Source organism: Streptomyces sp. E-08 (assembly GCF_049913095.1).
Lineage (GTDB): Bacteria > Actinomycetota > Actinomycetes > Streptomycetales > Streptomycetaceae > Streptomyces.
In genome coordinates, this window is the sequence record NZ_CP183971.1 from 2,041,875 (window position 1) to 2,065,039 (window position 23,165).

A 23,165-nucleotide genomic window follows, 5' to 3' on the forward strand; every position below is an offset into this window, starting at 1 on the left:
GCCCTTCTCACTGTTCCACCGGATCAGCCCTTGTCGCCGTCGCGGTCGAGCTCGTCCTCTTCGTCGTCCTCGTCGTCCTCGTCCTCATCGAGGTCGAGCTCGACGTCGATGACGTCGGAGGCCTCGGAGCCCTCCGGCGCGTCCGACTCGTCCTCGTCCTCGTCGAACGCGTCGACGAACTCGACACCGTCCATCTCGGCGAGCCGGTCGGAGGCGTCCGTGGCGCCGTCCTTGTCGGCCTCGAGCGCCTTGGCGAACCACTCCCGCGCCTCGCGGTCACGGCCGGCGGCGAGGAGCGCGTCGGCGTACGCGTACCGCAGGCGCGCGGTCCACGGGTGCACGGCGCTGGAGGCGAGCTCGGGGCTCTGCAGCGTCACGATGGCCGCGTCCAGCTGCCCCAGGTCGCGGCGGGCGCCGGCGGCGACGAGCCGCATCTCGACCTGCCCGGCCTTGTCCAGCTTCTGCGTCTCGGGCTCACCGGCCATGGCGAGCGCCCGCTCGGGACGGCCGAGGCCGCGCTCGCAGTCGGCCATGACGGGCCACAGCTCGACACCGCCGCTCATCCGGCGCGCCGCGCGGAACTCGGCCAGCGCCTCGGAGTACTTCTGCGTCGCGTACGCGGCGAAGCCGGCCGCCTCGCGGACGGCGGCGACGCGGGACGCGAGCCGCAGGGCGACCCTGGAGTACTCGTAGGCCTTCTCCGGGTCCTCGTCGATCAGCTGCGCGACCATGACGAGGTTGCGCGAGACGTCCTCGGCGAGCCCCTTGGGAAGGCTCATCAGCTCCTGGCGCACATCGGGGTCGATCTCCTCACCGGTGACCTCCGGCGGGATCGGCAGGCGCTTGATGGGCGCGCGGTCGCCACGGTCGCGGTCGTCACGGCCACGGTATCCGCCACGGTCGCCGCCCCGGTCGTCACGGCCACGGTATCCACCGCGGTCGCCGCCCCGGTCGTCACGGCCACGGAACCCGCCACGGTCGCCACCGCGGTCGTCACGCCGGAAGCCACCGCCACGGCTGTCACCGCCACGGTCGTCACGGCGGAAGCCACCGCCGCGGTTGTCGTCACGGCGGAACGACGAGGGACGCTCGTCGCGCCGGTCGTCACGACGGAAGCCACCGCCGGCACGGTTGTCGTCACGCTGCCCGTAGGAGGGGCGGTCGTCACGACGGAACGACGACGGACGCTCGTCACGACGGTCATCACGACGGAAACCGCCACCACGGTTGTCACCGCCACGGTTGTCGCCACCGCGGTCATCGCGACGGAAGCCACCGCCACGGTTGTCGCCACCGCGGTCATCGCGGCGGAAGCCACCGCCGGCACGGTTGTCGTCACGCTGCCCGTAGGAAGGACGGTCGTCACGACGGAACGACGACGGACGCTCGTCACGACGGTCGTCACGACGGAAACCGCCACCACGGTTGTCGCCACCGCGGTTGTCACCGCCACGGTCGTCACGGCGGAAGCCACCGCCGCGGTTGTCACCGCCACGATTGTCGCCACCGCGGTCATCGCGACGGAAGCCACCGCCACGGTTGTCGCCACCGCGGTCGTCACGCTGCCCGTAGGAGGGGCGGTCGTCACGACGGAACGACGACGGACGCTCGTCACGACGGTCATCACGACGGAAACCGCCACCACGGTTGTCACCGCCGCGGTTGTCGCCACCGCGGTCATCGCGACGGAAGCCACCGCCACGGTTGTCACCGCCACGGTCGTCACGACGGAAGCCACCGCCGGCACGGTTGTCGTCACGCTGCCCGTAGGAAGGACGGTCGTCACGACGGAACGACGACGGACGCTCGTCACGACGGTCATCACGACGGAAGCCACCGCCGCGGTTGTCACCGCCACGATTGTCGCCACCGCGGTCGTCACGACGGAAGCCACCGCCGCGGTTGTCACCGCCACGATTGTCGCCACCGCGGTCATCGCGACGGAAGCCACCGCCACGGTTGTCGCCACCGCGGTCATCGCGACGGAAGCCGCCACCACGGTTGTCGTCACGACGGTCGTCACGCTGCCCGTAGGAAGGACGGTCGTCACGACGGAAGCCGCCACCGCGGTTGTCACCGCCGCCACGGTTGTCATCGCGACGGAAGCCACCACCGCCACGGTTGTCGTCACGGCGCGGCCCGCGGAAGCCGCCCCGGTCGCCACCGGCACCGTCCCTGCGACGCGGCTCGCGCTCCGGACGGTCGTCGGGAGAGTTGGTGGACATCGGTGTGACTCCTGTCTTCGGGTACTGCAGTCATTCTCGCGCAGCCGGCACTCGGCCGCGCATCGGAAAAAGTCAAGCAAAAAACAAAAGGACCCCTGGTCCCAGCGTGAACGCTGGGACCAGGGGTCCTGAAGAATTGTTCGGCGGCGTCCTACTCTCCCACAGGGTCCCCCCTGCAGTACCATCGGCGCTGAAAGGCTTAGCTTCCGGGTTCGGAATGTAACCGGGCGTTTCCCTAACGCTATGACCACCGAAACCCTATCGGTTTCGAGCGAACAAGCACACTCTGTAGTTGTGTTCTAGCTCAAGAAACCAGCAACTGTTCGTTGCTTCAGAACTAACACAGTGGACGCGAGCAACTGAGGACAAGCCCTCGGCCTATTAGTACCGGTCAGCTCCACCCATTACTGGGCTTCCACATCCGGCCTATCAACCCAGTCGTCTACTGGGAGCCTTACCCTCTCAAGGAGGTGGGAATACTCATCTCGAAGCAGGCTTCCCGCTTAGATGCTTTCAGCGGTTATCCCTCCCGAACGTAGCCAACCAGCCATGCCCTTGGCAGGACAACTGGCACACCAGAGGTTCGTCCGTCCCGGTCCTCTCGTACTAGGGACAGCCCTTCTCAATATTCCTACGCGCACAGCGGATAGGGACCGAACTGTCTCACGACGTTCTAAACCCAGCTCGCGTACCGCTTTAATGGGCGAACAGCCCAACCCTTGGGACCGACTCCAGCCCCAGGATGCGACGAGCCGACATCGAGGTGCCAAACCATCCCGTCGATATGGACTCTTGGGGAAGATCAGCCTGTTATCCCCGGGGTACCTTTTATCCGTTGAGCGACGGCGCTTCCACAAGCCACCGCCGGATCACTAGTCCCGACTTTCGTCCCTGCTCGACCCGTCGGTCTCACAGTCAAGCTCCCTTGTGCACTTACACTCAACACCTGATTGCCAACCAGGCTGAGGGAACCTTTGGGCGCCTCCGTTACCCTTTGGGAGGCAACCGCCCCAGTTAAACTACCCATCAGACACTGTCCCTGATCCGGATCACGGACCGAGGTTAGACATCCAGCACGACCAGAGTGGTATTTCAACGGCGACTCCACCATGACTGGCGTCACGGCTTCAAAGTCTCCCACCTATCCTACACAAGCCGAACCGAACACCAATATCAAACTGTAGTAAAGGTCCCGGGGTCTTTCCGTCCTGCTGCGCGAAACGAGCATCTTTACTCGTAGTGCAATTTCACCGGGCCTATGGTTGAGACAGTCGAGAAGTCGTTACGCCATTCGTGCAGGTCGGAACTTACCCGACAAGGAATTTCGCTACCTTAGGATGGTTATAGTTACCACCGCCGTTTACTGGCGCTTAAGTTCTCAGCTTCGCCCTGTCGAAACAGAGCTAACCGGTCCCCTTAACGTTCCAGCACCGGGCAGGCGTCAGTCCGTATACATCGCCTTACGGCTTCGCACGGACCTGTGTTTTTAGTAAACAGTCGCTTCTCGCTGGTCTCTGCGGCCACCCCCAGCTCAGAGTGCAAGACTCATCACCAGACGTGGCCCCCCTTCTCCCGAAGTTACGGGGGCATTTTGCCGAGTTCCTTAACCATAGTTCACCCGAACGCCTCGGTATTCTCTACCTGACCACCTGAGTCGGTTTAGGGTACGGGCCGCCATGAAACTCGCTAGAGGCTTTTCTCGACAGCATAGGATCATCCACTTCACCACAATCGGCTCGGCATCAGGTCTCAGGCTTAATGCGTGACGGATTTGCCTATCACACGCCCTACACCCTTACCCCGGGACAACCACCGCCCGGGCTGGACTACCTTCCTGCGTCACCCCATCGCTTACCTACTACCACCTTGGGTCGACGGCTCCACCACTTTCCTTTCCCCGAAGGGTCCGGAACGGCTTCACGGCCTTAGCATTAATGGGCTCGATATTGGGCGTTTCAAAGCGGGTACCGGAATATCAACCGGTTGTCCATCGACTACGCCTGTCGGCCTCGCCTTAGGTCCCGACTTACCCTGGGCAGATCAGCTTGACCCAGGAACCCTTAGTCAATCGGCGCACACGTTTCTCACGTGTGTATCGCTACTCATGCCTGCATTCTCACTCGTGAACCGTCCACAACTCGCTTCCGCGGCTGCTTCACCCGGCACACGACGCTCCCCTACCCATCACAGTCCCCGTTGGGGGTATGTACTGCAATGACACGACTTCGGCGGTACGCTTGAGCCCCGCTACATTGTCGGCGCGGAATCACTTGACCAGTGAGCTATTACGCACTCTTTCAAGGGTGGCTGCTTCTAAGCCAACCTCCTGGTTGTCTCTGCGACTCCACATCCTTTCCCACTTAGCGTACGCTTAGGGGCCTTAGTCGATGCTCTGGGCTGTTTCCCTCTCGACCATGGAGCTTATCCCCCACAGTCTCACTGCCGCGCTCTCACTTACCGGCATTCGGAGTTTGGCTAAGGTCAGTAACCCGGTAGGGCCCATCGCCTATCCAGTGCTCTACCTCCGGCAAGAAACACACGACGCTGCACCTAAATGCATTTCGGGGAGAACCAGCTATCACGGAGTTTGATTGGCCTTTCACCCCTAACCACAGGTCATCCCCCAGGTTTTCAACCCTGGTGGGTTCGGTCCTCCACGAAGTCTTACCTCCGCTTCAACCTGCCCATGGCTAGATCACTCCGCTTCGGGTCTTGAGCGTGCTACTGAATCGCCCTATTCGGACTCGCTTTCGCTACGGCTTCCCCACACGGGTTAACCTCGCAACACACCGCAAACTCGCAGGCTCATTCTTCAAAAGGCACGCAGTCACGAGATACAGCAAGCTGTATCCGACGCTCCCACGGCTTGTAGGCACACGGTTTCAGGTACTATTTCACTCCGCTCCCGCGGTACTTTTCACCATTCCCTCACGGTACTATCCGCTATCGGTCACCAGGGAATATTTAGGCTTAGCGGGTGGTCCCGCCAGATTCACACGGGATTTCTCGGGCCCCGTGCTACTTGGGTGTCTCTCAAACGAGCCGTACAGATTTCAGCTACGGGGGTCTTACCCTCTACGCCGGACCTTTCGCATGTCCTTCGCCTATCCATACGGTTTCTGACTCGTCTCACAGCCGGCAGACTGTGAAAGAGAGATCCCACAACCCCGCATGCGCAACCCCTGCCGGGTATCACACGCATACGGTTTGGCCTCATCCGGTTTCGCTCGCCACTACTCCCGGAATCACGGTTGTTTTCTCTTCCTGAGGGTACTGAGATGTTTCACTTCCCCTCGTTCCCTCCACATGCCCTATGTGTTCAGGCATGGGTGACAGCCCATGACGACTGCCGGGTTTCCCCATTCGGAAACCCCCGGATCAAAGCCTGGTTGACGGCTCCCCGGGGACTATCGTGGCCTCCCACGTCCTTCATCGGTTCCTGGTGCCAAGGCATCCACCGTGCGCCCTTAAAAACTTGGCCACAGATGCTCGCGTCCACTGTGTAGTTCTCAAACAACGACCAGCCACCCATCACACACCGCCAAAGCGATGCTTTACTGGGGCCGGCATCCTCGAAGATACGAACCTTACGGCCGTACCCTCAGACACCCAACAACGTGCCAAGCACGATCAGTTGAACCATTCTCACGTTCCACGCCGAAGCAGTACTGGTGAGAGATTCTCGTGACCGTGCCAACTAATCAACGTTCCACCCATGAGCTGACCGTGCAGAACGTTTGCCTGCAATCGGTACTGTGCTCCTTAGAAAGGAGGTGATCCAGCCGCACCTTCCGGTACGGCTACCTTGTTACGACTTCGTCCCAATCGCCAGTCCCACCTTCGACAGCTCCCTCCCACAAGGGGTTGGGCCACCGGCTTCGGGTGTTACCGACTTTCGTGACGTGACGGGCGGTGTGTACAAGGCCCGGGAACGTATTCACCGCAGCAATGCTGATCTGCGATTACTAGCAACTCCGACTTCATGGGGTCGAGTTGCAGACCCCAATCCGAACTGAGACCGGCTTTTTGAGATTCGCTCCGCCTCGCGGCATCGCAGCTCTTTGTACCGGCCATTGTAGCACGTGTGCAGCCCAAGACATAAGGGGCATGATGACTTGACGTCGTCCCCACCTTCCTCCGAGTTGACCCCGGCGGTCTCCTGTGAGTCCCCATCACCCCGAAGGGCATGCTGGCAACACAGGACAAGGGTTGCGCTCGTTGCGGGACTTAACCCAACATCTCACGACACGAGCTGACGACAGCCATGCACCACCTGTATACCGACCACAAGGGGGGCACTATCTCTAATGCTTTCCGGTATATGTCAAGCCTTGGTAAGGTTCTTCGCGTTGCGTCGAATTAAGCCACATGCTCCGCTGCTTGTGCGGGCCCCCGTCAATTCCTTTGAGTTTTAGCCTTGCGGCCGTACTCCCCAGGCGGGGAACTTAATGCGTTAGCTGCGGCACCGACGACGTGGAATGTCGCCAACACCTAGTTCCCAACGTTTACGGCGTGGACTACCAGGGTATCTAATCCTGTTCGCTCCCCACGCTTTCGCTCCTCAGCGTCAGTAATGGCCCAGAGATCCGCCTTCGCCACCGGTGTTCCTCCTGATATCTGCGCATTTCACCGCTACACCAGGAATTCCGATCTCCCCTACCACACTCTAGCCTGCCCGTATCGGATGCAGACCCGGGGTTAAGCCCCGGGCTTTCACACCCGACGTGACAAGCCGCCTACGAGCTCTTTACGCCCAATAATTCCGGACAACGCTTGCGCCCTACGTATTACCGCGGCTGCTGGCACGTAGTTAGCCGGCGCTTCTTCTGCAGGTACCGTCACTTTCGCTTCTTCCCTGCTGAAAGAGGTTTACAACCCGAAGGCCGTCATCCCTCACGCGGCGTCGCTGCATCAGGCTTTCGCCCATTGTGCAATATTCCCCACTGCTGCCTCCCGTAGGAGTCTGGGCCGTGTCTCAGTCCCAGTGTGGCCGGTCGCCCTCTCAGGCCGGCTACCCGTCGTCGCCTTGGTAGGCCATTACCCCACCAACAAGCTGATAGGCCGCGGGCTCATCCTTCACCGCCGGAGCTTTTAACCAGCTCCCATGCGGAAGCCGGTGTTATCCGGTATTAGACCCCGTTTCCAGGGCTTGTCCCAGAGTGAAGGGCAGATTGCCCACGTGTTACTCACCCGTTCGCCACTAATCCACCCCGAAGGGCTTCATCGTTCGACTTGCATGTGTTAAGCACGCCGCCAGCGTTCGTCCTGAGCCAGGATCAAACTCTCCGTGAATGTTTACCCGTAATCGGGTGACACTCGCGTTGAGCGGGACAGTCATGCCGGAATATGGCCGACCGTCCACAGCGTCCTCGCTGTGTATGTTGCCTACTCGCCACGAGGGCCAGCAGGACTTTCAAAGGAACCTCGCCATCCGAAGATGGACGGGGTATCAACTAATCTGGCGTTGATTTTTGGCACGCTGTTGAGTTCTCAAGGTGCGGACGCTTCCTTCGTTCCTGTTTCCAGGCCCTCCGGGCGCTTCCTTCGTTTCCGACTCTATCAGATCTTTCCGACCCGATTTCCTCGGTGCTTTCCGGTCCCTTTTGCTTTCGCTCCGGGCCCTTCCGGCGTGTCCACTACTTTAGCTGATTTCTTCGGCGACTCATAATCGAGCCGATCGAATTCGAATTCAGGCACGCCGAAATAAGCCCCTGCTGGGGTGTCATCTCGAGTAGTGGGTGGCCGCTGCGGGGTGCTTGAACAAGCAGACCGTTTCCAGCGGCTCGGGCTACGTTACGAGGTCGAGCGGCCCGAGTCAAGGCGGCGCTTCCTGGCGGCGTGCGCGCGGTACGGGCTCACCGTCGGGTCCTCGGTGATCCAGAAGCGCCATGGGTGCGGGGCGCCGTCGCCGCCGACGCCCGTGCGGGGGCCGCTGCTGACGCGGTCCGGCGCGGGGGGCGTGCCGGTGAGGAGGGCGAGCGGGCCGTCCTGGCCCGCGCAGGTGTCCGTGCCGTTCAGGGAGAGGGCGATGTCGAGGGCGGTGGCCAGCCGGGCGGGGCCCTTCGCCAGTTCGTGGTCGGAGCGGGCCGAGCGGCGGCGGGGGCGGGCCTGGTCGGCGCCCTTGATGACTTCGCCGGCGCGCAGCAGGACTCCGCTCGCGTGGCCCTCGGGGCCACACACCAGGTTCAGGCAGTGCCACATGCCGTAGGTGAAGTAGACGTACGCGTGTCCCGGGGGTCCGAACATGACGGCGTTGCGGGCCGTGCGGCCCCGGAAGGCGTGCGAGCCGGGATCGATCGCGCCGGCGTACGCCTCCACCTCCGTGAGGCGCAGTTCCATCCGTCCCTCGTCGGTGTTGCGGACGAGGATGCGGCCCAGGAGATCGGGGGCCACGTCCAGGACGGGGCGGTCGAAGAAGGTACGGGGGAGCGGCGTACGGTCGGGGCTCTCGCTCATGCGGTCCGAGCGTAGTGGGGAACCGACTACGGTCGTCGCGCGTATGTAGGGGTCAGGACCTAGAAGGAGTGGAAGTCATGGGATTCAAGAAGCTGCTCGCGAGCCTGGGTGCCGGCGGTGCGACCGTGGAGACGGTGCTCACCGAGGAGAACGTCGTCCCGGGCGGGGTCGTCCAGGGCGAGGTCCGTATCCAGGGCGGCAGCGTCGACCAGCAGATCGAGGGGCTGTCCGTCGGGCTGCAGGCGCGGGTCGAGGTCGAGGGCGGTGACCAGGAGCACAAGCAGGACATCGAGTTCGTGAAGGTGCGTCTGGGCGGGGCCTTCGAGGTCAAGGCCGGCGCCGTGCACGTGGTGCCGTTCGGTCTGGAGATCCCGTGGGAGACGCCGGTCACCTCGGTGTCCGGTCAGCAGCTGCGCGGGATGAACATCGGGGTGACGACCGAGCTGGAGATCGCCCGGGCCGTGGACTCCGGTGACCTGGACCCGATCAACGTGCACCCGCTGCCGGCGCAGCAGGCGATCCTGGACGCCTTCCTCCAGCTGGGCTTCCGTTTCAAGAGCGCGGACATGGAGCGCGGGCACATCCGGGGGACGCGGCAGAGGCTGCCGTTCTACCAGGAGATCGAGTTCTTCGCGCCGCAGCAGTACCGGGGCCTGAACCAGGTCGAGGTCAGCTTCGTGGCGGACGACCGTGAGATGGACGTCGTCCTGGAGATGGACAAGAAGCCCGGTCTGTTCACCGAGGGCAGCGACTCCTTCCGTGCGTTCAAGGTGGGGCTGCACGACTTCCACACGACCGACTGGGCGGCTTACCTGAACCAGTGGCTCGCCGAGGTCGGCGGCCGTCGCAACTGGCTCTAGGCTCGGCTCCGTCAGCGTTGACGGACGATTCGGAGGTACTCGACGTGTCCGAGGGCAAGAGGGCGCCGCTCCCCCACGACTTCCATCCGCCGGTGGCGGCTTTCGCCGTGGTGAGCGACGACGTCGCGCCGGGCGGGGTTCTGAAGGACGCTCAGGTGTACGCGGAGGGGAACATCTCGCCGCAGCTGAGCTGGGAGGGCTTCCCGGCGGGGACGAAGAGCTTCGCCGTGACCTGCTTCGATCCGGACGCCCCGACGGGCAGCGGGTTCTGGCACTGGGTGCTGTTCGACATCCCGGTGTCGGTGACGGAGCTGCCGGCGGGTGCCGGGTCCGGGTCGTTCGAGGGACTGCCGACCGGTGCCGTGCACGCGCGGAACGACTACGGCTCGAAGGACTTCGGCGGCGCGGCTCCCCCGGCGGGAGAGCTGCACCGGTACGTCTTCACGGTGTACGCGGTGGATCAGGAGAAGCTCGGTCCTGACGCCGACACCTCGCCGGCGGCCGTCGGGTTCAATCTGCGGTTCCACACGCTGGGCCGTGCCCAGTTGGTCGGTGAGTACGCGGCTCCCGCGGCGGGCTGATCGTTCGTTTGTTGTTTGCCTGCTTCTGGTCTTGGAGAGATCAGAAGCAGGCATCTTTTGTTTCGCGAGAAATTGCGTTGTCCGACCCGGCCGGCCCGGCCATCGTTGATCCAAGCCCGAAGTCCCCTTCCGGGGCCGGGGCCGGCATACGGGAGGTGGGCAACATGCGGGACACGCTGGTACTCAACGCGAGCTTCGAGCCGCTTTCGACGGTCACACTCAACCGTGCGGTGGTGCTTGTCCTGCAGGACAAGGCCGTCGTCGAGCAGGCCCATCCCGAGCTGCGGGTGCGGGGTGCCGCCGTCGACCTTCCGGTGCCGCGGGTGATCAGGCTCTGCCGGTACGTGCGGGTGCCGTTCCGAAGACAGGCTCCGTGGTCGAGGAGGGGGGTGCTGGTCCGGGACCAGCACCGGTGCGCGTACTGCGGGCGGCGGGCGACGACGGTCGACCACGTCGTGCCGCGGGCGCAGGGCGGTGGGGACAGCTGGCTGAATACGGTCGCTTCCTGCGCCGAGGACAACCACCGCAAGGCGGACCGGACGCCGGAGCAGGCGGGGATGCCGCTGCTGCACCAGCCGTTCGAGCCGACCCCGGCGGACGCGATGCTGCTCGCGATGCGGGCGAGCGAGCGGTCGGAGCTGCCGGAGTGGCTGGCGAAGTCCGCCGCGTAGGCGTGTGACCCCTGATCCGCGGTCGTGCGGAAGGGCCCGGCTCCCCTGGTGGGGAGCCGGGCCCTTCCGTATGCGGTCTAGCCGAGGGTCAGTTGGAGGATCGCCACGATGCCGACGGCGATGATCACCCCGCGCAGGACCGCCGGGGGCAGTCTGCGGCCGACCTTGGCGCCGAGCTGGCCGCCGAGGGTGGAGCCGACGGCGATGAGCAGGACGGCCGTCCAGTCGAACTCGGCGACGAAGAGGAAGAAGACGGCGGCGATTCCGTTGACCAGGGCGCCGAGGATGTTCTTGACGGCGTTGATGCGCTGGAGGTCGTCGTGGAGCAGCAGGCCCATGAGGGAGAGGTAGAGGACTCCCTGGGCGGCGCCGAAGTATCCGCCGTACATGCTGGCGAGGAAGAGGCCGGCGAGGAGGGCGGGGCCGCCGTCGGGGTGGGCCTCGGTGCCGCTCTGTTCGCGGCGGCGCTTCACGGCGGCGGCGATGCGGGGCTGGAACAGGACCAGGACGAGGGCGAGTCCGATGAGGACGGGGACGATCGCGTCGAAGGCCTGGGACGGCAGGGCCAGGAGCAGGATCGCGCCGATGAGGCCGCCGAGGAGGGCGACGGCGCCGAGTCTCAGGACGCGGTTCTTCTGGCCCTTGAGTTCGCGGCGGTAGCCGATGGCCCCGCTGATGGATCCGGGGACGAGGCCGAGGGCGTTGGAGACGTTCGCGGTGATCGGGGGGAGTCCGGTCGCGAGGAGGACCGGGAAGGTGATCAGCGTGCCCGATCCGACGATGGTGTTGATGGTGCCGGCGCCGATGCCGGCGGCGAAGACTGCCAGGGCTTCCCAGATGGACAACGCCATCTCCTTACATGGTCAGTGGCTCGCCTCCCCGCCCTGGCGGTGCCGGGGTCGAGGGGCTCGCACCGATCATGCACGAAGATTACGTGTACGTGTCAGTCAACCGACGGTTCGTCTCGCCGCGCGGACGGTACGTCGCCCTTGACGTTGAAGCCGGGGATGCCGCCGCCCGCGTTGCCGAGGGCCCCGGAGAGGCCCTTGAGGGCGTCGCCGATCTCGCTGGGCACGATCCAGAGCTTGTTGGCGTCGCCCTCGGCGATCTTCGGGAGCATCTGGAGGTACTGGTAGGAGAGGAGCTTCTGGTCCGGGTCGCCCGCGTGGATGGCCTCGAAGACCGTGCGGACGGCCTGCGCCTCGCCCTCGGCGCGCAGTGCGGCGGCCTTGGACTCGCCCTCGGCGCGGAGGATCGCGGACTGCTTCTCGCCCTCTGCGGTGAGGATCGCGGACTGGCGGGTGCCCTCGGCGGTGAGGATCGCGGCGCGCTTGTCGCGCTCGGCGCGCATCTGCTTCTCCATCGAGTCCTGGATGGAGGTCGGCGGCTCGATGGCCTTGAGCTCGACGCGGTTGACGCGGATGCCCCACTTGCCGGTGGCCTCGTCGAGGACGCCGCGCAGGGCCGCGTTGATCTCCTCGCGGGAGGTGAGGGTCCGCTCCAGGTCCATGCCGCCGATGATGTTGCGGAGGGTGGTGACGGTGAGCTGCTCGATCGCCTGGATGTAGCTGGCGACCTCGTAGGTCGCGGCGCGGGCGTCGGTCACCTGGTAGTAGATGACGGTGTCGATGTTGACGACCAGGTTGTCCTGGGTGATCACCGGCTGCGGAGGGAACGGGACGACCTGCTCACGGAGGTCGATCCGGTTGCGGATCGAGTCGATGAACGGGACGACGATGTTCAGTCCGGCGTTGAGCGTGCGGGTGTAGCGGCCGAAGCGCTCCACGATCGCCGCGCTCGCCTGCGGGATGACCTGGATCGTCTTGATCAGGGCGATGAAGACGAGCACCACCAGAATGATCAGGACGATGATGACTGCTGACATCGTGTTCCCCGTGCCCTTCGCTGCCGGTTGTCTGCCGGGTTTCTTCAGATGATCGAGTTTCCCAGACGGCGGGGCGTCATGGGCGAGGTTCGGTCACATGACCACCGCGGTCGCCCCGTCGATGTCCACGACGTCGACCTGTTCGCCCGGTTCGAAGGTCTGTCCGCTGTCGAGCGTGCGGGCGGACCAGACCTCGCCGGCGAGCTTGATGCGGCCTCCGCCACCGTCGACCCGTTCCAGGACGACGGCCTGACGGCCCTTCAGGGCGTCGATGCCGGTGGCGAGTCCGGGTCTGCCGTCGCGGTGGCGGGCGGCGATCGGCCGCACCACCGCGATGAGTGCCACGGAGACGACGACGAAGACGAGCACCTGGGCGACGACGCCGAAGCCGAGTGCGGCGGTCACCGCCCCGGCGACCGCTCCGACGGAGAACATGCCGAACTCCGGCATCGCGGTCAGGACCAGCGGGATGCCGAGCCCCACCGCGCCGATCAGCCACCAGACCCATGCGTCGATGTCCACATGGTCATGGTAGGGCGGTGGGGTCCTTCCGGGACAGGGCGCGGGCGGCTGTGCGGGTCGCCGGTGCCCGGCCGGTCACTTCAGGGGCAGGCCGTGCGCGGTCCACCGGTCGCCGACGCGCTCGACGACGAGCGGGAGGCCGAAGCAGTGCGAGAGGTTGCGCGAGGTGAGGTCGGTCTCGACGGGTCCCGCGGCGAGGACCTTGCCCTGGCGGATCATCAGGACGTGGGTGAACCCGGGGGCGATCTCCTCGACATGGTGGGTGACCATGATCATGGAGGGGGCGTACGGGTCGCGGGCGAGGCGGCCGAGGCGGCGGACCAGGTCCTCGCGTCCGCCGAGGTCGAGGCCGGCGGCGGGCTCGTCGAGGAGGAGGAGCTCCGGGTCGGTCATCATCGCGCGGGCGATGAGGGTGCGCTTGCGCTCGCCCTCGGAGAGGGTGCCGAACCTGCGGTCCAGGTAGTCGTTCATCCCGAGCCGGTCGAGGAAGGCCTTGGCGCGCTCCTCGTCGACCGGGTCGTAGTCCTCGTGCCAGGTGGCGGTCATGCCGTACGCGGCGGTGAGGACGGTCTGCAGGACGGTCTGGCGCTTGGGGAGCTTCTCCGCCATGGCGATGCCGGCCACGCCGATGCGGGGACGGAGTTCGAAGACGTCGGTGCCGACGCCGCCGAGCTGCTCGCCCAGGATGCGGGCGGAGCCCTTGGTGGGGAAGAGGTAGCTGGAGGCGATGTTCAGAAGGGTGGTCTTGCCGGCGCCGTTGGGTCCGAGGATCACCCAGCGCTCGCCCTCCTTGACCGACCAGGAGACCTCGTCCACCAGAGCCCGTCCGTCGCGGACCACGGATACGTCCACCAGCTCCAGTACATCGCTCATGAGCGCGTTGTCTCCCCTTGGGGTCGAGTCTTGTCGACGCCTTGCACCGATGGGCGCGGCGTCCAGGGGAAAACCTACGTTATCGACGGAGCGGACCGGTCCGTAGGGCTTCCTTTGAGTCCCTAGTCTGGGGGGATGCTTTCGGAACCACGCTCAGGACGTCTGGCCGCCTGGGGCAATGCCCTGCTGGCCGGGGCGGTGTCGCCCGACGAGGCGGCGACGGCGATTGTCGGGGAGGACGCGGTGCACCGCGTGGAGGGGCTGCCGGGTGAGGCGGGGCCGGTGGGGCTGACGCTCGCGCTGGGCCGGCTGCGGCGGCTCGGGGTGACCGGGTGGCGGGTCGCGCTGCCGGCGCCGGGGCATCCGCTGGGGTTGAGCGGACCGCCGGACTTCAACGCGCGCGCGTTGGAGGCGGAGGAGGCGGTGGTGGGCTTCGGCGCGCCGTACGGTCTCGTGCCGGAGGTCGCGGAGGCGGGCCCGGCGGGTGACGTGTACGTCTCGGTGGTCTGGCACTGCCTGGCGGTGCGGGAGGCCCCGCCGGCCGACGTGCCCTCGCTCGGCGAGGCGGAGCGGGAGCTGGCGGAGGCGCTGCGGGACGCGACGGCGGTGCTGACCCGGCTGGACGTGGCGGCCTCGGGCCCCGCGGCGGACGCGGCGCGCGAGGCGTACCGGGCGCGGGCGGAGGTGGGCCGCGAGGTACTGGCCCCGGGCTACCCGCCGCGCGCGGTACGGGTCCTGGAGCTGGCGCAGCGGATCGGCCTGCTCGTGGACCTGGCGTACGACCACGGCCACGGGGGCGCGGTGAGCGCCTCGGAAATGGCGGCGCGGGGAGACGCGCTGCGGCCGGTGGAGCGGGTGGCCCGACGGGCCCAGGTCGCCGCGTACAACGCGTACGTGGAGGAACGGGAACGGGACCGGGGCTTCTGAACCCGTGCCCAGGTCGGCGGACCGTGCGGGACCGGGGGGCTGAACCCCACCGGACCCGCACCCCGCGCCCGGCGGACGGAGTCCGCCGCAGCGCCCCGAAGCCTGAGGCGTGCGCCCTGGGGGTTGCGCCTGGCCGTTCCGTCCTGCGGAACGGTGCCGCGGACACGGCAAACCCCCGGCCCCGGGGGGATCGTCCGGGGGCGGGGGTTCGGCTGGGGTGGTCAGCCGTTGACGGCGCCGTTGCCGAAGGCCGGGTTGAGCAGGCCGATCACGTTGACCGTGTTGCCGGAGACGTTCACGGGGACGTGGACCGGGACCTGCACCAGGTTGCCGGACGCGACGCCCGGCGAGTGGAGGGCCTGCCCGGCGGCGTCCGCGTTCGCGGAGGCGACACCCGCACCGGCGGCGACGATGCCACCGGCGACCATGGTGAGGGCAGCGGCCTTCTTGAGGTTCTTCACTTGGTACATCCTCCTGGTCATCGCTGCGGCAGGTCCGCCGCAGCACGCCATGGAGAACGCCGTATCCCCCGTCGGGTTGCGCCGAACGGGGGACATACACACGACGGTATGAAGGACTGAACGGTCGTGCGCCCCCGCGCGCAGGGGGCGCGTCAGCGCGTGAGGCCGTGCCGTACCGCCCAGAGTGCCGCCTGGGTGCGGTCCGCGAGGTCGAGCTTCATCAGGATGTTCGAGACGTGCGTCTTGACCGTCTTCTCGGAGAGGACGAGGGCGCGGGCGATCTCCCGGTTGGACCGGCCGTCCGCGATCAGGCCGAGGACCTCGCGCTCCCGCTCCGTGAGGGTCGAGCCCCGCCCCGTGCCCTGGGACTCGTCCTGGGCCAGGAGCGCGCCGGCGACCTCCGGCTGGAGCAGGACGTGCCCCGCGTGGACGGAGCGGATCGCGCCGGCCAGGGCGTCCGGGTCGACGTCCTTGTAGACGTATCCGAAGGCTCCGGCGCGGAGCGCGGGGACGACCGTCCGCTGCTCGGTGAAGCTGGTGACGATCAGGACCCTGGCGGGGTTGGCGAGCTCGCGGAGCAGTTTGAGCGCCTCGATGCCGTCGGTGCCCGGCATCTTCACGTCCATGAGGACCACGTCGGGGCGGAGCTCCTCGGCGCGGGCGACTCCCTCGGCGCCGTCGGAGGCCTCCCCCACGACCTCTATGTCGTCCTGCACCTCCAGGAAGGTGCGCAGGCCTCGGCGGACGACCTGGTGGTCGTCGACCAGCAGGACTCGGATCGGCTTGTCAGCCACCGGGAACCTCCATCTCGATCGTGGTGCCCTCGCCCGGGGCCGAGGTCACGGTGAGCCGTCCGCCGACGCCGCCCGCCCGGTCCCGCATGGAGACCAGGCCGAGGTGGCGGCCGGCACTGCGGACCGTACGCGGGTCGAATCCCTTGCCGTCGTCGGTGACGGTGAGCCGCGCGCCCTGGCCGCTGCGGGTGAGGGAGACCGTGACGAGCTCCGCGTCCGCGTGCCGCAGGGCGTTGTGCAGGGCCTCCTGGGCGACCCGGAGGACGGCCTCCTCCTGGGCGGCCGGCAGGGCCCGGGTCCCCGGGCTCTCGAAGGTGACCCGGGCCGAGTGGGCGCGGTCGAGGACCTGGATCTGCGTACGGAGCGTGTGGACGAGGCCGTCCTCGTCGAGGGCCGCGGGCCGGAGCTCGACGACGGCGGCGCGCAGTTCGTCGGCGGCCTCGGCGGCGAGCGAGGCGACCTGCTGGAGTTCGCCCTTGGCGCGGGCGGGGTCGCGGTCGACGAGGGCGGCGGCGGCCTGGGCGGTCAGCCGGAGCGAGAAGAGCTTCTGGCTGACGGCGTCGTGCAGCTCGTGGGCGAGGCGCGAGCGCTCCTCGGCGATGGTGAGCTCACGGCTGCGCTCGTACAGGCGGGCGTTGGTGAGGGCGATGGCCGCGTGCTGGGCGAGGATCGAGAGGAGCGCCTCGTCGTCGGCGGTGAAGCCGCAGCCGCCGCCGGGCTTCGGGCAGCGCTTGTTGGCGAGGAAGAGGGCGCCGAGGATCTCGTCGCCGTCCCTGACGGGCAGGCCGAGGAAGTCGGACATCTCGGGGTGGGCGTCGGGCCAGCCCTCGAAGCGGGGGTCCTCGCGGACGTCGGCGAGCCGCTCGGGCTCGGCCTTGTGGAGCATCGACGCGAGGATGCCGTGCTGCCGGGGCAGCGGGCCGATCGCCCTCCACTGCTCGTCGCTCACGCCGTCGACCACGAACTGGGCGAAGCCGCCGTGGTCGTCGGGGACGCCCAGGGCCGCGTACTCGGCGTCGAGCAGCTCGCGGGCGGACGCGACGATCGTCTTGAGGACGTCGCGGACCTCCAGGTGGCGGCTCATCGCGAGCAGGGCGGTGCTCACGGCTGCCAGGCCGGAGCTGGGTCGATGGCTCATGTGTTCACGGTACCGGCGGGGTGTGACGGTCCGTATCCGACCGGGGACGAGGGCGGGGCCGGTCCCGGGACCTAGGTCGAAGTGCCCTCGGCGGTCCGGGCCAGGGGACGAGGCGGCGGGCGGGGGCGCGGTCGGAGGCTTGAGCCATCCACAGGGAGAGGGGACGGACGTCATGGCTGTCGCGATCATCACGGGTGCGTCGAGGGGGCTGGGGCGGGCGCTGGCGGAGGCGCTCGCCGGCCGGGGCTGGGACCTGGTGCTCGACGCCCGTACGGCGGAGGTACTGGAGGAGAGCGCGGAGGCGGCACGCGCGCGGGGAGCCCGGGTGGTGGCCCTGGCCGGGGACGTGACGGACGCGGGGCACCGGCGGGAGCTCGTGGCGGCGGCGCGGGGACTCGGCGGGCTCGATCTGCTGGTGAACAACGCGGCGGTCCTGGGCACGGAACCGCTGGTGCCGCTCGGCGATCAGCCGCTGGACGGTTTCCGGGCCGCCCTGGAGGTCAACGTGGTGGCGCCGCTGGGGCTGCTCCAGGAGGCGCTGCCCCTGCTGCGCGCGGCGCCCGCCGGTGCGGTGGTCGGTCTGAGTTCGGACGCGGCCGTGACGGCGTACCGGACGTGGGGCGGGTACGGGGCGACGAAGGCCGCGCTCGACCTGATGTCGGCGGTCCTGGCGGTGGAGGAGCCGGGGCTGCGGGTCTGGTGGGTGGACCCGGGCAGTATGCGGACGGACATGCTGGCCGCCGCGGAGCCCGGCGAGGACCTGTCCGGGACTCCCGCTCCGGCCGAGGTCGTCCCCGTGTTCCTGCGGCTGCTCGACGAGCGGCCTGCCAGTGGACGGTACGCGGCGGCGGAGCAGGCGGGGGCGGTCCGGTGAGCGTGCTGTCCGACGGCCTCGAAGGGCTGAGGGTGCCGGCGGAGCTGTCGGCGCGGGTGCCGGCCGAGCAGCGGGGGCCGGGGCGGGGCCGGGACGACGTGCGGCTGCTCGTGTCGCGGGGCGAGGCGGTGTCGCACCACGTCTTCGGGGAGCTGCCCGCGCTGCTGCGGGCCGGGGACGTGCTCGTCGTCAACACGTCGACGACGCTGGCGGCTGCGGTGGACGGGCGGCTCGGGCCGGAGCCCGGCGGGGAGCCGGTGGTGGTGCACTTCTCGACCCGCGGGGACGACGGGCGGTGGGCCGTGGAGCTGCGGGCGCCGGACGGGGCGGGCAGTACGCGCCCGCGTGGGGGCGGTCCCGCCGGGGCGGTGGTACGGCTGCCGGGTGGGGCCCGACTGGTGCTCGGGGAGCCGCTGGTGCCCGGGAGCGGGCGACTGTGGTGGGCGCGTGCCTGCGGGGACGTGCCGGAGCTGCTGGGGCGGTACGGGCGGCCGATCCGGTACGGGTACACGGAGCGGGACCAGCCGCTGTCGGCGTACCGGACGGTCTTCGCGCGTCCCTCCCCCGACGGGTCGGGCTCGGCGGAGATGCCGAGCGCGGGGCGGCCCTTCACGGCCCGTCTCGTGGCGGAGCTGGTCGGCCGGGGCGTCCGGATCGCTCCGCTCTCCCTTCATACGGGGGTGGCGTCGGCGGAGGCGCACGAGCCGCCCTACCCGGAGCGCTTCGAGGTCCCCGCGCAGACGGCGGCCGTGGTGAACGCGGGCCGGGCCGGGGGCGGCCGGGTGATCGCGGTGGGCACGACGGTGGTGCGGGCGCTGGAGTCGGCGGCGGTCGGGCCCTCCCGGGGGACGGGGTCCGGTGGGAGCGTGCGGGCCTTCGCCGGATGGACCGATCTGGTGGTGACCCCCGCGCGGGGGGTGCGTGTGGTGGACGGGCTGCTCACCGGGCTGCACGAGCCCGAGGCCTCGCATCTGCTGATGCTGGAGGCGGTCGCGGGGCGGCCCGCGCTGCGGAGCGCGTACGCCGCGGCGGTGCGGGGGCGCTACCTCTGGCACGAGTTCGGCGACGTCCATCTCCTCCTGCCGGATGAGGAGCCTCACCCTCCGCATTGCTGACGCAACGCCTGGTGAGTTTGTTACGTGCCCGATGTGAGGCCGCGCATAGGACCCAGATCACTTACGAAGCCCCCTAGTGGATACCCGAATGCCCGATATGGGCGGAGGAAACGGGCCACAGGGGGCTTTGTGTGGCCTGTGCACAGGCCCCTGATCCACTACCCGGGATCGTACGTCACTCCTTTGCCACGGGATTTTGCTGCCGCTAAGAATTGCCCCCGTCGCCGCCGAGCAGGCGCAGCGCCGCCCCGGCCGAGCGACCCCCAGCGATTCGAAGAGGTAGCCCAGCATGTCTGCGAACACCCCTGGCCACAGTCGTGGTCTGAAGAAGACCCACAAGGCCACGATCGCCGGCGTCGCCGCTCTGGGCGCCGCAGCCCTCACCCTCTCCCTCGTGTCCGGCGGGAACGGCGGCACCGAGACGGAGCCGCAGGCCCTCGCCGGAACCCAGCAGGTCGCCTGGTCGTACGACGCGAGCAGCCCGCAGGCGAAGGCGCTGGCCGCCAGCATCGACCAGCAGCAGACCACGATCGGTCTGAAGGCCAAGCAGGAGGCCGAGGCGAAGGCCAAGGCCGCCGCCAAGGCGAAGGCCGACGCGAAGGCCAAGGCCGCCGCCAAGGCGAAGGCGGACGCCCGCGCCAAGGCCGCCGCGAAGGCGAAGGCCGAGGCGAAGGCCAAGGCCGCCGCGAAGAAGCGCGCCGCGGAGAAGGCGGCCGCGAGCCGTTCCGTGGCCCGCACCCCGGTCTTCGCGAACAACCTCGACGGCTGGATCCGCGAGGCGCTCTACATCATGGACAAGCACGACATCCCGGGCACGTACAACGGCCTGCACAAGAACATCATGCGCGAGTCCAGCGGCAACCCGTACGCCATCAACAACTGGGACATCAACGCCATCAACGGCGTCCCGTCCAAGGGCCTGCTCCAGGTGATCTACCCGACCTTCAAGGCGTACCACATCCCCGGCACCAAGTTCGACCAGTACGACCCGGTCGCCAACATCGTCGCCGCCGCCAACTACGCGGCCGACCGCTACGGCTCGATCGACAACGTCAACAGCGCGTACTGAGTCGCCTCCGGCACGCCGAAGGGCGGCACCCCGTGTGGGGTGCCGCCCTTCGGGGCTGTCGCTGTCCGACCGTGGTTACTTGCGCATGACCTCGGGCTCGTGGCGGCGCAGCAGCCGCGCCACGAGGACGCAGCAGACCGTCGCCATGAACAGCTGGATGCCGAGGTCCAGGCTCCACTGGCCGACCGTGTGCTCCCAGAGCGGGTCGGTGTTGGTGGGGTCCTTGTGGTCCCACGGCGGCATCAGGTGCGCCAGGTCCAGGGTGGTGCCGGCGCCGGCGATGCCCCAGCGGGAGGGCATGAGCCAGGCGAACTGCTCCAGGCCGGGCGAGCCGTAGACCTGGAAGAGGATGCCGGTGAACACGACCTGGATGATCGCGAACATGACGAGCAGCGGCATGGTCTTCTCGGCGGTCTTCACCAGCGCGGAGATGACCAGGCCGACCATCATGGAGGTGAGGCCGAGCGCGATGACCTGGACGCACAGCTCGACGGCCGGCGGCATGAACAGGCCCTCGTCGGGCAGCGCGCGGGTGGAGAAGCCGATGCCGCAGATGATGACGCCCTGGAAGGCCGTGATCACGCCGAGGACGATGACCTTGGACATCAGGTACGCGGAGCGGGACAGGCCGACGGCGCGTTCCCGCTCGTAGATGACCCGTTCCTTGATCAGCTCTCGGACGGAGTTGGCCGCGCCGGAGAAGCACATGCCGACCGCGAGGATCAGCATGATCGTGCCGGCGTCGCCGTTGAAGCGGGACGGCGGCGTGGGCCTGCCGAGGCCGAAGTCGGCCGGGATGACGACGGACACCGCACCGAGGACGGCCGGCAGGATCACCATCAGGGCCATGAAGCCCTTGTCGGACGCGATGACGGAGACGTAGCGGCGGATCAGGGTCCACAGCTGCGAGCCCCAGCCCTGCGGCTTCGGCGGCCTGGCCATCGCCTGCTGCGGCATCTGGACGGGCTGCGCGGCGACGGCGTCGATGTCCGCGGCGTACATCTGGTAGTGCTGCGAGCCCTTCCAGCGGCCCGCCCAGTCGTAGTCGCGGTAGTTCTCGAAGGCGGAGAAGACATCGGCCCAGGTGGAGTAGCCGAAGAAGTTCAGCGCCTCCTCCGGCGGGCCGAAGTACGCCACGGAGCCGCCGGGCGCCATGACGAGCAGCTTGTCGCACAGACCCAGCTCGGCCACCGAGTGGGTGACGACGAGGACCGTGCGGCCGTCGTCCGCGAGGCCGCGGAGCAGCTGCATGACGTCGCGGTCCATGCCCGGGTCGAGGCCGGAGGTCGGCTCGTCCAGGAAGATCAGCGAGGGCTTGGTGAGGAGCTCCAGGGCGACGGAGACGCGCTTGCGCTGGCCACCGGAGAGGGAGGTGACCTTCTTCTCCTTGTGGATGTCGAGCTTGAGCTCGCGCAGCACCTCGTCGATGCGGGCCTCGCGCTCGGCCGTGGCGGTGTCGCCGGGGAAGCGGAGCTTGGCCGCGTAGCGCAGCGCCTTCACGACGGTCAGTTCCTTGTGCAGGATGTCGTCCTGCGGGACCAGACCGATGCGCTGGCGCAGCTCGGCGAACTGCTTGTAGAGGCTGCGGTTGTCGTAGAGGACGTCGCCCTCGTTGGCCGGGCGGTAGCCGGTCAGCGCCTTGAGCAGGGTCGACTTGCCGGAGCCGGACGGGCCGATGACGCCGATCAGCGACTTCTCGGGGACGCCGAAGGTGACGTCCTTGAGGATGTCCTTGCCGCCGTCGACCGTGACCGTGAGGTGGCGGGCCGAGAAGGAGACCGAACCGGTGTCGACGAACTCCTCGAGCTGGCCGCCGATGATGCGGAAGGTCGAGTGGCCGACGCCGACGATGTCCTGCGGGCCGAGGAGGGCAGAGCCGCCCTTGGGGATCGGCTGACCGTTGACGTAGGTGCCGTTGTGCGAGCCGAGGTCACGGATCTCGAAGCGGCCGTCGGGCGTCGCATGGAACTCGGCGTGGTGCCGCGAGACCTGGAGGTCGGAGACGACCAGTTCGTTCTCGAGGGCACGGCCGATCCGCATGACGTGACCGAGCGACAGCTGGTGGAACGTGGTGGGGCTGCGGTCGGCGTAGGCCGACGACGCTCCCGCGGCGGCACCGAGGTGCCCCTGCCCGGGTCCCTGCTGGTGCGGCACCTGCTGGTGCGGGACCTGCTGCTGTGCGGCCGGCTGCTGGGCCTGCTGCGGCCAGCCCTGCTGCTGCGGCGGCGCCTGGTGCGTGGCCCAGTCGGCCTGGGCCGCCGCGGCCGCGCCGGCGGCCTGGTGGGCCGGGGCCTGGTGGGCCGGGGCCTGGGCCTGCTGCTGCTGCGGCGCCTGCTGGTGAGGTGCGGCGGCTGCGCCGGCGGCGGCGAGATTCAGCCGCGGGCCGTCGGTCGCGTTGCCGAGGTGGACGGCCGACCCGGGGCCGATCTCCACCTGGTGGACCCGCTGGCCCTGGAGGAAGGTGCCGTTCGTGGAGCCGTGGTCCTCGATGACCCAGCTCCGGCCGCCCCAGCTGATGGTGGCGTGGCGCCACGAGACCCTGGCGTCGTCGATGACCAGGTCGCCCTGAGGGTCCCTGCCCAGGGTGTACGACCGGGACGGATCGAGCGTCCAGGTCCTGCCGTTCAATTCCAGTACGAGTTCTGGCACTCCATGCCCCACTACTTGTCCCCCGATGTCCCCCCGTCGTCGGGAGTCCAGGGATGGCGAATCAT

At 68.0% G+C, this 23,165-nt stretch carries 17 protein-coding genes, 3 rRNA genes and 1 pseudogene; 7 read left to right on the top strand and 14 right to left on the bottom strand.

Translation table 11 applies throughout. The annotated features are described in order from the left end of the window. Nucleotides 1-23: 23 nt before the first annotated feature. From ACN9MM_RS09350 to ACN9MM_RS09375, 6 genes and pseudogenes are all read right to left on the bottom strand, one after another. A complete protein-coding gene (locus tag ACN9MM_RS09350; protein WP_426368706.1) occupies nucleotides 24-839 on the bottom strand; it encodes a hypothetical protein in 816 nt (271 codons plus the stop codon). Between the two features lie 258 nt (nucleotides 840-1,097). Next, a pseudogene (locus ACN9MM_RS09355) lies at nucleotides 1,098-2,054 on the bottom strand (hypothetical protein); the annotation flags it as partial. A 309-nt stretch (nucleotides 2,055-2,363) separates the two neighbouring features. Continuing rightward, a 5S ribosomal RNA gene (gene rrf, locus ACN9MM_RS09360) occupies nucleotides 2,364-2,480 on the bottom strand. A 106-nt stretch (nucleotides 2,481-2,586) separates the two neighbouring features. Then, nucleotides 2,587-5,706 (bottom strand): 23S ribosomal RNA (locus ACN9MM_RS09365). Nucleotides 5,707-5,991: 285 nt separating this feature from the next. After that, nucleotides 5,992-7,517: ribosomal RNA gene (locus ACN9MM_RS09370) — 16S ribosomal RNA — on the bottom strand. The 16S, 23S and 5S rRNA genes sit together here, the layout of an rRNA operon. A 501-nt stretch (nucleotides 7,518-8,018) precedes the next feature. Then, nucleotides 8,019-8,681 carry a DNA-3-methyladenine glycosylase gene (locus ACN9MM_RS09375; RefSeq protein ID WP_426363188.1) on the bottom strand — a complete coding sequence of 221 codons (663 nt, stop codon included), beginning with the start codon at nucleotides 8,679-8,681 and terminating at the stop codon, nucleotides 8,019-8,021. A gap of 77 nt (nucleotides 8,682-8,758) precedes the next feature. Here ACN9MM_RS09375 and ACN9MM_RS09380 point away from each other — a divergent pair, with 77 nt between their 5' ends. The 3 genes from ACN9MM_RS09380 to ACN9MM_RS09390 all read left to right on the top strand — a co-directional run bounded on the left by ACN9MM_RS09380 (nucleotide 8,759) and on the right by ACN9MM_RS09390 (nucleotide 10,793). After that, a complete protein-coding gene (locus ACN9MM_RS09380) occupies nucleotides 8,759-9,541 on the top strand; it encodes a sporulation protein (protein ID WP_426363189.1) in 783 nt (260 codons plus the stop codon). A 44-nt stretch (nucleotides 9,542-9,585) separates the two neighbouring features. Next, nucleotides 9,586-10,122 (top strand): YbhB/YbcL family Raf kinase inhibitor-like protein, encoded by a 537-nt coding sequence (locus ACN9MM_RS09385; RefSeq protein WP_426363190.1) that lies wholly within the window; start codon nucleotides 9,586-9,588, stop codon nucleotides 10,120-10,122. A gap of 164 nt (nucleotides 10,123-10,286) precedes the next feature. Beyond that, entirely contained in the window at nucleotides 10,287-10,793 is a 507-nt protein-coding gene (locus tag ACN9MM_RS09390; RefSeq protein WP_426363191.1) for an HNH endonuclease, read from the top strand. A gap of 77 nt (nucleotides 10,794-10,870) precedes the next feature. On the opposite strand, the gene ACN9MM_RS09395 is transcribed toward ACN9MM_RS09390, so the two are convergent. From ACN9MM_RS09395 to ACN9MM_RS09410, 4 genes are all read right to left on the bottom strand, one after another. Beyond that, on the bottom strand, nucleotides 10,871-11,644 hold the full coding sequence (locus ACN9MM_RS09395; RefSeq protein ID WP_426363192.1) for a sulfite exporter TauE/SafE family protein: 774 nt from the start codon (nucleotides 11,642-11,644) through the stop codon (nucleotides 10,871-10,873). A gap of 92 nt (nucleotides 11,645-11,736) precedes the next feature. Further along, nucleotides 11,737-12,678, bottom strand: a complete 942-nt coding sequence (locus tag ACN9MM_RS09400) for an SPFH domain-containing protein (RefSeq protein ID WP_365219227.1) — start codon at nucleotides 12,676-12,678, stop codon at nucleotides 11,737-11,739. Nucleotides 12,679-12,771: 93 nt separating this feature from the next. Then, entirely contained in the window at nucleotides 12,772-13,200 is a 429-nt protein-coding gene (locus ACN9MM_RS09405; RefSeq protein WP_426363193.1) for an NfeD family protein, read from the bottom strand. Between the two features lie 75 nt (nucleotides 13,201-13,275). Next, complete coding sequence (locus tag ACN9MM_RS09410; protein ID WP_426363194.1) at nucleotides 13,276-14,073, bottom strand: ABC transporter ATP-binding protein; 798 nt, start codon at nucleotides 14,071-14,073, stop codon at nucleotides 13,276-13,278. Between the two features lie 135 nt (nucleotides 14,074-14,208). Here ACN9MM_RS09410 and ACN9MM_RS09415 point away from each other — a divergent pair, with 135 nt between their 5' ends. Then, entirely contained in the window at nucleotides 14,209-15,000 is a 792-nt protein-coding gene (locus ACN9MM_RS09415) for a hypothetical protein (RefSeq protein ID WP_426363195.1), read from the top strand. 221 nt (nucleotides 15,001-15,221) lie between these two features. Here ACN9MM_RS09415 and ACN9MM_RS09420 read toward each other — a convergent pair whose 3' ends face one another. The 3 genes from ACN9MM_RS09420 to ACN9MM_RS09430 all read right to left on the bottom strand — a co-directional run bounded on the left by ACN9MM_RS09420 (nucleotide 15,222) and on the right by ACN9MM_RS09430 (nucleotide 17,393). Beyond that, nucleotides 15,222-15,461, bottom strand: a complete 240-nt coding sequence (locus ACN9MM_RS09420; protein WP_329856343.1) for a chaplin — start codon at nucleotides 15,459-15,461, stop codon at nucleotides 15,222-15,224. Between the two features lie 152 nt (nucleotides 15,462-15,613). Next, nucleotides 15,614-16,255 carry a response regulator gene (locus tag ACN9MM_RS09425; RefSeq protein ID WP_426363196.1) on the bottom strand — a complete coding sequence of 214 codons (642 nt, stop codon included), beginning with the start codon at nucleotides 16,253-16,255 and terminating at the stop codon, nucleotides 15,614-15,616. Then, nucleotides 16,248-17,393 carry a GAF domain-containing sensor histidine kinase gene (locus ACN9MM_RS09430; protein WP_383674985.1) on the bottom strand — a complete coding sequence of 382 codons (1,146 nt, stop codon included), beginning with the start codon at nucleotides 17,391-17,393 and terminating at the stop codon, nucleotides 16,248-16,250. Before ACN9MM_RS09430 ends, ACN9MM_RS09425 begins: the two co-directional genes overlap by 8 nt. Nucleotides 17,394-17,565: 172 nt before the next feature. Here ACN9MM_RS09430 and ACN9MM_RS09435 point away from each other — a divergent pair, with 172 nt between their 5' ends. From ACN9MM_RS09435 to ACN9MM_RS09445, 3 genes are all read left to right on the top strand, one after another. Continuing rightward, on the top strand, nucleotides 17,566-18,267 hold the full coding sequence (locus tag ACN9MM_RS09435) for an SDR family NAD(P)-dependent oxidoreductase (protein ID WP_426363197.1): 702 nt from the start codon (nucleotides 17,566-17,568) through the stop codon (nucleotides 18,265-18,267). Continuing rightward, nucleotides 18,264-19,382, top strand: a complete 1,119-nt coding sequence (locus tag ACN9MM_RS09440; protein ID WP_426363198.1) for an S-adenosylmethionine:tRNA ribosyltransferase-isomerase — start codon at nucleotides 18,264-18,266, stop codon at nucleotides 19,380-19,382. Before ACN9MM_RS09435 ends, ACN9MM_RS09440 begins: the two co-directional genes overlap by 4 nt. A gap of 289 nt (nucleotides 19,383-19,671) precedes the next feature. Continuing rightward, complete coding sequence (locus ACN9MM_RS09445) at nucleotides 19,672-20,451, top strand: transglycosylase SLT domain-containing protein (RefSeq protein WP_426363199.1); 780 nt, start codon at nucleotides 19,672-19,674, stop codon at nucleotides 20,449-20,451. 75 nt (nucleotides 20,452-20,526) lie between these two features. Here the strand turns inward: ACN9MM_RS09445 and ACN9MM_RS09450 are convergent, their stop codons facing one another. Then, entirely contained in the window at nucleotides 20,527-23,112 is a 2,586-nt protein-coding gene (locus tag ACN9MM_RS09450) for an FHA domain-containing protein (protein ID WP_426363200.1), read from the bottom strand. Nucleotides 23,113-23,165: the final 53 nt, after the last annotated feature.